This is a genomic window from Levilactobacillus tangyuanensis, assembly GCF_003946545.1.
Classification (GTDB): Bacteria; Bacillota; Bacilli; order Lactobacillales; family Lactobacillaceae; genus Levilactobacillus; species Levilactobacillus tangyuanensis.
Genome location: NZ_RHOA01000024.1, coordinates 1 through 11,172, shown reverse-complemented (window position 1 = coordinate 11,172; position 11,172 = coordinate 1). Strand labels below are relative to the sequence as shown.

12 protein-coding genes are annotated in these 11,172 nt (G+C 46.8%); 7 read left to right on the top strand and 5 right to left on the bottom strand.

Going from position 1 to position 11,172, the window contains the following annotated elements:
• Positions 1-187 precede the first annotated feature (187 nt).
• The 4 genes from EKM96_RS10280 to EKM96_RS10265 are packed head-to-tail and all read right to left on the bottom strand — an operon-like array spanning position 188 to position 2,832.
• Positions 188-772 carry a histidine phosphatase family protein gene (locus EKM96_RS10280; protein WP_071665518.1) on the bottom strand — a complete coding sequence of 195 codons (585 nt, stop codon included), beginning with the start codon at positions 770-772 and terminating at the stop codon, positions 188-190.
• A complete protein-coding gene (locus tag EKM96_RS10275) occupies positions 769-1,530 on the bottom strand; it encodes an adenosylcobinamide-GDP ribazoletransferase (RefSeq protein WP_125643330.1) in 762 nt (253 codons plus the stop codon). Before EKM96_RS10275 ends, EKM96_RS10280 begins: the two co-directional genes overlap by 4 nt.
• Positions 1,531-1,546: 16 nt before the next feature.
• Positions 1,547-2,305, bottom strand: a complete 759-nt coding sequence (locus tag EKM96_RS10270; RefSeq protein ID WP_080488712.1) for a hypothetical protein — start codon at positions 2,303-2,305, stop codon at positions 1,547-1,549.
• Between the two features lie 14 nt (positions 2,306-2,319).
• A complete protein-coding gene (locus tag EKM96_RS10265; RefSeq protein WP_071665516.1) occupies positions 2,320-2,832 on the bottom strand; it encodes an ECF transporter S component in 513 nt (170 codons plus the stop codon).
• Positions 2,833-3,067: 235 nt separating this feature from the next.
• Here EKM96_RS10265 and EKM96_RS10260 point away from each other — a divergent pair, with 235 nt between their 5' ends.
• Complete coding sequence (locus EKM96_RS10260; RefSeq protein ID WP_225417763.1) at positions 3,068-4,384, top strand: DDE-type integrase/transposase/recombinase; 1,317 nt, start codon at positions 3,068-3,070, stop codon at positions 4,382-4,384.
• A 408-nt stretch (positions 4,385-4,792) separates the two neighbouring features.
• Here the strand turns inward: EKM96_RS10260 and EKM96_RS10780 are convergent, their stop codons facing one another.
• On the bottom strand, positions 4,793-4,921 hold the full coding sequence (locus tag EKM96_RS10780; RefSeq protein WP_013854969.1) for a hypothetical protein: 129 nt from the start codon (positions 4,919-4,921) through the stop codon (positions 4,793-4,795).
• Positions 4,922-5,383: 462 nt separating this feature from the next.
• Here EKM96_RS10780 and EKM96_RS10255 point away from each other — a divergent pair, with 462 nt between their 5' ends.
• The 6 genes from EKM96_RS10255 to EKM96_RS10230 all read left to right on the top strand — a co-directional run bounded on the left by EKM96_RS10255 (position 5,384) and on the right by EKM96_RS10230 (position 11,062).
• Positions 5,384-6,280 carry an energy-coupling factor transporter transmembrane component T gene (locus tag EKM96_RS10255; RefSeq protein WP_068807709.1) on the top strand — a complete coding sequence of 299 codons (897 nt, stop codon included), beginning with the start codon at positions 5,384-5,386 and terminating at the stop codon, positions 6,278-6,280.
• Positions 6,268-7,932 carry an ABC transporter ATP-binding protein gene (locus EKM96_RS10250; RefSeq protein ID WP_071665514.1) on the top strand — a complete coding sequence of 555 codons (1,665 nt, stop codon included), beginning with the start codon at positions 6,268-6,270 and terminating at the stop codon, positions 7,930-7,932. The genes EKM96_RS10255 and EKM96_RS10250 overlap by 13 nt, the downstream gene beginning before the upstream one ends.
• A gap of 7 nt (positions 7,933-7,939) precedes the next feature.
• The gene (locus EKM96_RS10245) at positions 7,940-8,650 is read left to right on the top strand and encodes an ECF transporter S component (RefSeq protein WP_003636323.1); all 711 of its coding nucleotides are present in this window, start codon (positions 7,940-7,942) and stop codon (positions 8,648-8,650) included.
• A 19-nt stretch (positions 8,651-8,669) separates the two neighbouring features.
• A complete protein-coding gene (locus tag EKM96_RS10240; protein ID WP_107696670.1) occupies positions 8,670-9,722 on the top strand; it encodes a prenyltransferase/squalene oxidase repeat-containing protein in 1,053 nt (350 codons plus the stop codon).
• A gap of 34 nt (positions 9,723-9,756) precedes the next feature.
• Positions 9,757-10,491 (top strand): DUF4430 domain-containing protein, encoded by a 735-nt coding sequence (locus EKM96_RS10235; protein ID WP_125643327.1) that lies wholly within the window; start codon positions 9,757-9,759, stop codon positions 10,489-10,491.
• A 256-nt stretch (positions 10,492-10,747) separates the two neighbouring features.
• Positions 10,748-11,062: a hypothetical protein gene (locus EKM96_RS10230; protein WP_107696668.1), complete on the top strand. Its 315-nt coding sequence runs from the start codon at positions 10,748-10,750 to the stop codon at positions 11,060-11,062.
• The last annotated feature ends 110 nt before the right edge of the window (positions 11,063-11,172 follow it).

Below are 11,172 nucleotides of genomic sequence, written 5' to 3'. Positions count from 1 at the left end.
CGACCATTAAAAATACATCATCAACAGACTGCCATTGAAAGATTCCGGGCTTGTTCGGATTAAACTTGTAATTTGCCTACTCAAAAGCAGATTTCAACTTTTCATGCCATTCCTGGTTACTCACTGAAATCTGCTTTTTGGTTATCATTTTAAAATTAATCAACTAACCTGGCATTTTCAGGCTTTGCTAGTCATTAAGACTCACCAACGACACACCACCGTCTCCCGTCTCAAAAACCGAATAACAGCCCGCTTTAAAATCCACCGACCAAAAGTCGCCGCCGGTCCAATAACGGTACAGTGTTCGCAACACCCCCTGATGCGCAACCACTAACAATGTACTGTTTGACGGCAGCGTTTCCCGATAATGGTCGAGGGCGGTCGTCACCCGTTTTTCAAATACTCGGTATGGTTCGGCGCCAGCGGGGGTGACATCAAACGGCGCCTGCAGCCAAGCTGCCCAGGTTGTTGGATCCCGAGCTTCTACCTGGTCAGCGTTCAAACCTTCCCAGATTCCAAAAGGCATTTCGTCAATGTCCTTTTCGATAATCTGTTTGGTTTGCGGATGATATTGCATGATTGCGTCCATGGTTTGCTGAGTCCGTTTTAAATCACTGCGGATTGCGTAATCGATCGTTGTGGCCTTCAGCTTATCGGCAAGCTCTCTCGCCTGCCTGAGTCCCAAGCCATCCAATTCAATATCCGTACGTCCATAATATTTCTTTTCTTTGTTATATTGCGTCTCACCGTGGCGAGTCATTAATAATTTCATCCAAAAGCCCTCACTAACGCTGTTACTACCAATAAAAACGCGACTTGAGCCAGCTCACCATACGCACCAATTGTGTCACCGGTAAAACCGCCCAGTTTATGCGTGATGTAGTGCCGGTACCAAAGAGCTCCCAGGACCACTGCGAGATAACCGCAGAGGCCGAAAGTCCCTAACAGACCACCAAGTACCAAAATCGAAAAAAGCTGAGCGATCATGATTTGCCAGGTGGCAACACCAGTCCAGAGATTACCAAGCCCCTTCGTTTTGCCAGCATAAACCATTTTGTAAAATAACAGCGCCATGCCGGTCTTGGCCACCATGGTCGTACAGGCCACCAATGAAACGAATTGCCAGGCCGCCAAATACTGACTGCAGACAACCCCGGCACCCATGACAATTGCATAGAAATAGATCAGGGCCAGACTTCCCATGGTACCAATCCGGCTGTCCTTCATAATTTCTTTGATCCGGTCCACCGTCCGCGATGAATAAAGACCGTCGGCAGTGTCGGCCAAGGAATCCAAGTGAAAGCCGCCGGTTAGAACCCCATCGGCCACCCAGAATAAGATCCAAGCAAACCAGCTGGGAAATACCAAGGTCATCAGCCAGAAAAAGAGGGCCTCGATGCAGCCAATCAAAAATCCAAACAGGGTAAAATACTGGATGCTCTTCTTGAACTTTACCGCTGCATCCGGAATTTCATACGGAATGGGAATCCTGGTGAAAAATTGGGTTAACAATATCAATGAACCAAACATAGAATCAATGCCGTCCTTAATCTGAGTTTTGGTGAAGCTGAGCAATTTCGGTCAGCTCGGGAAATTGCCTTTCAAATAATTGACGTTTATCGGCCACCACGGCAACTAGTAACACGGTCGCCGGTCCGGCAGATTGCGTAAATTCAGCATCCGCCAGGTCAACCACGGCGGAAATTTTTGCGGTATGGGTGGCGGCCATCTGGGCCAGCTCGTTGGCAATTCCCTTTGAGCCCACCGGCAGCATATCCACCACTGCTGGGGTGGCGCGAATGGTTCGAACCTGATCGTAAGAAAAAATCGTTGCCAAATGGGCTTTGACCGCCTCCCCAACGTAGGGTGTTCCAAGCTGATAAACGATCAGAGAGTCATCGATCGATGTCGTGGGAATATCTTTCCGATTAATTTGGCCAATCACGGCCACCCCAATCGCCGTTGTCCGGGTCGGCATATTATCTTCGGTACTACCATTCAATGGAATATCGTAAAATCCAGCCTTGGTTAATTCACGCTTAAGTCCCTGAATCACCCGACGGCCAGTTGGGACCATTTCGTTGCCAACCGTGTCAACGACGGCAATTGGCCGGGCCCCAAAGCACAGCAGCTCCAATAGCGGTACCCGCAGTGAATACGCCGCGGTAATCGCCGAATCAATTTGAACGGCGTCCAAGGGCTTCTCACCAATCCCCGCACTGCTGTCACAGGCAATCACCAGCGCTGTTGTGGGACTCGTTGGCACCACCGATAAATCACGAAATCGTGGGTTCATTTGGTTCATTTAATCGGTTCCCCCTATTTCTGCGGCGTCAGAAACGGCGCATCCTTCACTCGATGGGGCAGTGCCGCATAAATCACTTCACAAACAATTAAGTTTAGAATCGTTGCGATGGTCAGTGGAACAAAGAACGCCCAAACCGCCTGCTTCATAAGCGGATAAAGAAGCACCAACTCGATTGGCACATTGATCGCGTAGCCCAGCACGTCAGAAGTCAGCACGCCCTTCAGCGTATCCTTGCCCAACCATTTACGAACCAGGCCAAATATCAGCATGCAAATCCCCATGGCAACGCCAATAATTAAATGAATCGGCAATGTCAGAGGAAACCCCGCCAACGCGGCGGACACCAGGTGCCCGAATAATCCCAACGTTGCGCCAAACCACGGGCCTAGCAACACCGCTCCTAAGAATGCCGGGGCTGAATCAAAGGCCACTGAGCCCATGATTTTGACGTTTGCGCCAATCACGCAGAGCGCCAAGAGCATGGCGGCTAGGGTGAGGCGCTTCAGTCGATCTGATTGTGTAATAATTGCAAAATCCTCCTCATAATAATCAATTTTAGTTCCTTTTCGATTGTATCAGAGATGGGTGGGGATATTTAGCTTTATTTCAAAATATCCTTCCCCCTAAAGTTCCAGCATAGTGTAAGCACCACACAAACACAAAAACTGAACCAGAAAGGGATCTAGACAAGCGCTTACACAATTATTAGCGTATTTAGTTAAAATAATCAAGCTTCAACAACAATTTATTTTGATTCTAATGACCCAACTGGCAAATATTTATCTTCATTCCAAAACGCCACGGCTAGAAAGCCCGACCTATCGACGTTTCAACCAATTCAAAGCTGATGATAAGCTGCCGCTTCTCCAGGCAAATATCCACAAAAACCAACTGAATTACCAGGAATTATTAGTAGCTTATCAAGCAAAGCACGGCAAGCCGTTAAAACCGGTTAACCATCGGCAGGCGTTTGCCTTCCCGCGACAAACCTGTCCCGGGTGTGGCGCACCAAGTCAATACTTGTATGCCAATGGCGGTGGTGATAAGAGCTCATTACTTCTCTGTCCCGACTGCCAAAACAAACTGGAACTTGCGAAGCAGCGGGCCAACTTCAAGGCCTGGCGGTGCAATAATCGTCACTGCCCTAATCGCAAACGTGAGCTGGCCAAACTAAATTCCAGTCAATACCAGGAATACTTAAAGCGGCCATCACAATTCAAGTTACGGTACATCTATCGGGAATACGCTTTTAAAATTCGCCAGATAGCCCCGCAATCATCCGCGCAATCTCGGGTTGACCTCAGTCGCATTCAGGCCTCACCACAAGTGCTGGGATTAATCCTCAGCTACTGTGTGAACTATGGCATCTCCGCTGCCAAGACTGCCGCGTTAATGTACGACATCCATGGCATCAAGATTTCCAAGCAAACCATTCTCAATTACGCACAAGCCGTGGCGGCCAATATTCGACCCTTCCTGGATAATTATCCGTATCAGCTTTCCAGCCAATTGGTGGGTGACGAAACTTATCTGCGCGTGAAAGGAAAATGGCACTATCTGTTCTACTTCTATGACGTGAACAAAAAAATTATCCTGGCAGATTACGTGACCCCCAAGCGAACCACTGAATCAGCGTGCATCGCGATCTATCAAGTCCTCAAAAAGTATCAAGTGATTCCTGAGAACCTGCGGTTCACGGTTGACGATAATCCCATCTATCGAGTGGCCAGACTATATTATGCACATCAGGAAGGCATCAACTTCGACCTTAATATCGTTAAAGGCTTAACCAACGAAACCGAGGTGGCAAAGGAATATCGCCCCGCCAAGCAAACCATTGAACGCTTAAATCGCTCACTGAAAGCTAATTATCGCCCAATGGGGGGCTTTAAGTCAGCCAGCGGCTCTATCACTTACGTGACGCTGTATTCACTCTGCCATAATTTTTTACGGCCCCATCAAAGTCTGGGATACCATCCACCAGTTGAAGTTCCTGAATTAACGGGACTTACCCGCATGCCAGACAAGTGGTTGAGACTCATCAAACTCGCTCAAGAACAGCTACCAACCGCTTGATTTTGGTAATTGGAGCCCGGTGGTTCGTTATCGTCAAATGGCGGTAGCGAACACTTGACAAGCCGAAAAGCCAATGGGTTAAACTTAAATGACCCGAGGCTTATTTAAGTGGCCTTGATTTCGTCTAACCATCGCCTCGGCACCGCTGAGCCAACCCATTGGCCGGCTTGTCAGGTGCATTTGACGATTACGACCACGTAGTAGACTGCAAACCTGAATGAAAACCATATTAGAATCTACTTTTTCATGGAACTTTGGACATTACCGATTTCCTAACGTTTATAGTTTAGCACTGGAAAACCCAAAAGGTGTCGGACAGCACTTGGTATTAGCCACCATACAAAAAATCCCCATTCAGTCCGAAAACTGATGAGGATCGTCACGCAAAACTTATTAATTTAACCATGATTACTTCTGTTGGCCTTTCAATACCGAATTCCAGAAAAGACGTGAATTCAAATCATCTTTCAAGGTTCCTGAACGGCGATTCTTTCTTTCAGTGGTTCTTGCAAATAAATTCTTCAAAGTCTTTGGCATAAAACATTCCTCCTTGGTCAATTCTATGAAGCTTATCAATCTTCTCTCTACTAAGTAGTAGAGCGCTACTGTCGACCAGGGAGATAGTAATATGCTTATAAAATTTACCAAAGCAAAGCCCCGACACGGATGACTTTTTCCGCCTCGGGATGTTGCTTGAAGGATGTTGCAGCTTTTGCTTTCAATGATTTTCAGAAAGTTATTTACGTGTTAACCACCTCGCTTGTTCGGATGAACCCGTATAAATGACAGCTTAGCAGGTCACGGTAAATTTAGTGTAAAAATGGTGTAAAAAGGCTGTACATAATATCCAAAAGGTGATAAATCAGTTCGCAAATTTCACCATTTAAAAACGCCTCAAAATAATACTAGCCACCACACAAGATATGCCGTTTACCACCCTTGGCAACGATGATATACTGTTGGAAGGGCTTACTAACCCTTAGAAAGTCGGGATTTTCCATGACACACACCCCAATCAAGATGACGTTTTTTTCGCAGCTTCATCCAGTAGCGCTCACGCTGTACTTTACTGAGCTGATCGTCTGCCTCCTGCTGTTTAATCACGTGGCGGTCGCGGTGGCTGAGTTCATCGCGCTCACGATCACAGCCACCTACTACCTTGGCGGCCGAAAGACGGCGCGCCAACTGAAATACGCCGTTTCATTTCTATTAATGATTCTATTTTTCAATACGCTCCTCAATCAAAAGTTTCCGCCGATTCTTTGGCATTTCAAATGGGGCATTCTGACGTTCAAATTTTCGTATCCGGCATTTCTGTACGGCATTGCGATGGCAATTGTCCTGATCGCAATGCTGTTTGTTTTTTCAGTCCTAAACGCGGTTCTGACCCCCAGCAAGCTGATCTACGTGTTCTCGCCGATTGCGCCCCGGCTGGCAGTACTGGTCACCATTTCGTTTACGCTGGTCACCAGCTTCACCGATAGGCTCAAACGGATTTTGCGCCTGCAAAAAACCCGCAACGTCGACGTGGTTAATGGATCATTGAAGACCCGCACCCAAAAGACGCTCCACATCTTCGAAATTCTTCTGCAGGACGCCCTGTCTTCTGCGATGGAAACCGCCAATTTAATGGACGCCCGCGGATTTGGCGCCGCCAAGCGGACCCACTACCGCTCGTATCACTGGCAGTTTAGTGACCTGCTGTTCATCACGATTGCCACCGTCATGCTAGTTGCAACTATCGGCGTCCGGATTCTTTCAATGGGCACCAGTCGTTCAGTCGCCAATTTCACCACCATTTTTACGCCGGGCGATACTTGGCCCATCGTCGTCACGGCACTCCTATTCTTACTACCATTAATCTCAGAGGGGGTCTATCGTTCATGCAAAAATTAGCTACCGTGACCCATCTCACGTTCACCTATCCCGATCAATCAACCTCCGTTCTGGACGACGTCAACTTCACCATTGACCCCGGCGATTTTATTGTGATTGCCGGTAATACCGGCAGTGGCAAGACGACCCTGCTTAACCATTTGAAAAAGGAGCTCATGCCCAAAGGAGCCCGAACTGGTGACGTTCAAATTGCCGAAACACCGGTTGCTGACATGCCGAAGTTGGTGAGTGCCCAAACCGTCGGCTATGTGGCCCAAGATCCACAAACCCAGCCGGTGATGGCAACGGTGATCGAAGAACTGGCCTTCCCATTAGAAAATATTGGCTGTCCCAGCAATGAAATCGAACGCCGGATTACCGAACTGGCAAATTTCTTAGGTTTGGATCAAAACCTCGATCGCCAAATACATCAATTATCCGGCGGCCAGCTTCAGTTGGTAAACCTGGCTTCGGTTCTCATCTTGCGCCCAAAATTAATTTTACTGGACGAACCCACGTCCCAGTTGGATCCGCTGACCGCTCAGCATTTTCTCACCGTTTTAGGGCGGATTAATCAAGAATTAGGGATTACAATTATGTTGACTGAACACCGGCTGAGCACGGTAGCAGCCATGGCCAACCGGATGATTCTCCTGCAGGATCACCACCTGACCTTTGACGGTGATCCCCACAGCGGCTTGGCAAAAATGACCACTGATGCCCACTTGACCTATTTCGTACCGTCAATTCCCAAGCTCTTCTTAGATCAACAGATTCGAACCTCCCAATTGCCGATTTCAGTAGCCGATGCCCAGTCGGCGATTCGGACTCACCATCTTCAATTTCAATCAGGGACGACCGGCGGCAAGGTTGCGCAATTACCCCCAGCCGAAAAACCAATTCTAACCGTCAATAACATTTCCTTTAGCTTCGACGGCCAACATAACGTCCTCCATCACCTGAACCTGGCGATTAATCCCGGTACGTGGTTGGCAATTATCGGCAAAAACGGCTCCGGCAAATCAACCCTGTTAACGCTGATTTGTGGACTAATGACGCCGCAGCACGGCAAAATTCGTTTCGTCCACCAGTTAGTTTGGAAAATGGCCATTAACCAGCGAATGGCCAAACTGGCATTTCTGTCGCAAACTCCCCGTCTCCAATTTACAGCCGATACCGTTCGTGAGGAGCTGGAAGTTCAGGCGGCTGAATTACGGTTGCCAGACGCTAAGGCCCAAGTTGACCATATGATTAATCAATTTCATTTGAACCGTATTGAGAAACAAAATCCATTTGACATTAGTGGCGGCCAACAACAGCTGGTTGGATTAGCAATCGCACTGATGGCGACCCCTGATCTGTTGGTTCTGGACGAGCCAACCAAGGGACTGGATCCCTACACCAAGATTCAGGTGGGCAACCTGCTGAAACAGTACCAACAAGCCGGTATGACCATTGTGATTGCCAGCCACGACATGGAATTCTGTGCTAAATTTGCCGACAAATGCACGTTTATGTTTGATGGCCATCTCAACACGCTGCTTGCCACGCAATCATTTTTTGCCGATAACTTTTTCTTCACCACGCCAATTAACCGGATTGCCCGTGATCAGGTTAAGGACGCCCTACTGCCAGTCGATCTGAAGCTGGCGAACCATCCAGAAAGGGGGTGAGTGTTACTTGAAACAATCTTCGTTACTCAACCGGTATCGGTTATTAATTGCGTTACTGTTAATGTTTATTTTTCTGCTATTCATTGTCTTATTGAAGGGAAAGCACTACCTATTATTTAGCTTTATGTGCCTAATCTGTAGCCTTTTACCCGCGTACTGGCGCTTCGAACACGATCCAATCAGCACCCAAACGTTGATGTTTGTCGCCGTTTTGATCGCGTTGGCGGTTGCCACCCGGGTCCCACTGGGCGCCATTCCTGGTGTGCAGGGAGCCAGCTTCGTCGTAATTCTAAGCGGTGTCAGTCTCGGCCCGGAACTGGGCTTTATCACAGGATCTACCACGGCACTGGTTTCCAACATGTTTATGGGTCAAGGACCATGGACGCCTTGGCAGATGGTCGCCTGGGGCTTAATGGGGTTAACCGCTGGCCTCTTCATGAAGGCCCGATTGTCCCATAGTCTGATTTTTATGATCGTGTTTGCCTGCGTCTGGGGCTATTTGTTTGGCTGGATCATGGACCTCTGGTACGCCCTGGCCTACGTATCACCGCTGACCATCAAGAGTTTTATCTTGGCTTTTGCGGCCAGTTTCTTTCCATTTGACACGTTCCACGCAGCATCCAATGCCTTTCTCATCGCGCTATTTTACAAGCCATGGGAGAAGCTGTTTCACCGCTTAGTCACCAAATACAATATTTTACCGGATAAAAACCAATAGAAAAAGGATGGATTAATCAATGAAATTAACATCAAAGCTACTCATGATCTCTGCTTCAACCCTATTAGGATTTGGCAGTATCGCACCAGCCTTCACCGCCAATGCAGCCAGCGTTAAGACCGCCAGTCGTGCTTATCAAAATAGCAAGATCAAAGCCAACTACCGTTACGCGAAGAATCTGATGATTAAAAATAAGACCGGACTTTCCGGTCAAAGCAGTTCTATTTTTAGTAAGAAACTCAATCCTGATACTGGTGCGACTGCGGGGTACTCTGACCTTCTGTTAGGGCTCAAGGGAAACGGTTATAAATTTAATACCAAGGAAAAAACGTTGCTGCGAAAAAACTTGGTAATCAAAAAGACAACCCCTGCTGCAACAATGGCCAATGCCGTGATGGCTGTTCAGGCGATGGGACTCAACGCTAGAGATTATAAGCCATATGGCCACAAAAAGGGAATCAATCTGGTAACCAAGTTGTACCGGACAAGTGTTTCCAAACAAACGACAAGTGCCCAGGCACAAGTGCTGATTGCCATTTCGATGAGCTCAAAGTTCAAGCAGCCAAAGGGAGCGAAGTTTAGCAAAGCAAGCTTGAGTGCTCGGCTAGTGAAAGCTCAATTAAATAATCACGGTTGGACGTATAATAACCAACAAGGAGTTAGGGATACCGACACGACCAGCATGGTTCTAACCGGTCTGGCTCGAGGAAAGGTTAATACAACTAACGTCAAGGACAGCTTGCTGAAGGGGCAAAAATTTCTTACTGGTATTGTGCAGCCCAGTGGTGCATTTGGCTACACGTTTAATGGCAAAACAACGCCAAATGCCAATTCAACCGCTGAAGCAATTATTGCCCTATCAAATGATTTTGGCATGAAGAAATATGTGAATAACACGGCGATGAAAACAAGTCAAACTAGGACGCCGCTTTATGCAATGCTGACCTATGTCAATAAATCCGGTTCAATTAAAAACGCAGCTACTCAGCTCTATGGTGTCGGTCAGGTAAATTTAGCGGTTGCCGCTTATAAAGCTGCTTTAAAGAATCGTTCAGTTTACACAATTAATTAATCGCCAAATTTTGAGTGAGAGGTGACAAAACAATATGAAAAAAGCAATTGGCTTCATTCTTGCGTTCATTCTCACAATTGGAATCGCTTTTGGTGCCCAACAGGTGATTTCATCGAGAGACGCAGCCCCTAAGCCGACAACTTCTAAACAAGTGACTTCTTCAAGTTCAAGTCATCTTAAACAGCCAAGTCACCAGCAAAAAGCAAAAGGTGCAAGCAAAGCAAAACCAAAAGCAGATAGGCGGGCTCAAAAAACAGCCAACAAGGCCCAAACTGCTAGTTCTCAATCAAGCACAAGCCCTAATCGGACAACCGGATCCAGTGCAAAGGCAAGTCCTAACAAGGTCGCTAAAACTAAGCGGTCAAATGCCCCTAAATCTGATAAGCTGGGTAAAATTAACCACAAAGCAGAAACCAAGGTGGTTCAGGATACGCATCATGCGGCTAAAAAGTCGTCTAATGCTAAGAATACAATTCAAATCCATTTAACGGTTGATGGATACAAAAAAGTTTTCTATTCGAAGCGGATGCGCGTTAAAAAGGGCGCCAACGCGTTTTCGATTTTAAAGCAAACGAACCTGAAGATTAGTTATATTCCGGGCCCCTCCGTTTACGTGAACGGCATTAACGGCCTCAAGGAAAATGACGTTAAGGCCGGTTCCGGTTGGATGTTCAGTGTTAACAAGAAATTTATTGACCATGCTGCAAACTTAACGAAGCTTAAGAGTGGGGACAACGTTCGTTGGTACTTTACAACGGAGGGGTATTAACTGATTAGATCCCGCTAATATTGATTCAAACAAAGCGACTGCTGCCAAAGGGAGGGATATATTCCTTTGGCGGTGGCCGCTTTTAATGATTATTCTCTTTTAGAGCTTTCTCCAAAAAATGCCGAAAAATTTTGGACAATTCTCCAAACATAAATGGCGAAAAAGAGGTTATATTCCTTTGATAAGGGATCACTCGATAATCCGGGGGGATTTTTGAGTGGTAACCAAGCTATTTTTCTAGAGGGAGTTGTTTTTTATGAATAAATTGAATCAATTACTAATAATTGCAGCGGCTTCAGTGGGGGCTTCATTTTTATTATTGACAGGGGTTCTAATGCCAGCTTTTGCTGCCACCAGCCCCACTTCCACGACCCAAACATCACCGATCACAACTATTGCCACTCAAGACCAAGCAGAGGACAATAACAGCGGCACCCTTGACGGAGGTGTCACTTGGCAAATTGCGAACGATACCTTGACGATTAGTGGTGGAACCATTGGGTCTAGAATTTTTGGTGTTGGAAAGTATTTCCATTCGGCAAATTCTATAATTAATCCGAACAGGAATTAAAAAGCCCAAAGCAATCACTTACAATGGTAGTAGCTAATTCCAACCAATATAGGGAGTGATTACTTTGGGTACATCTACTTTATCACGTTTTCAACGTGGCGCACTAGCAC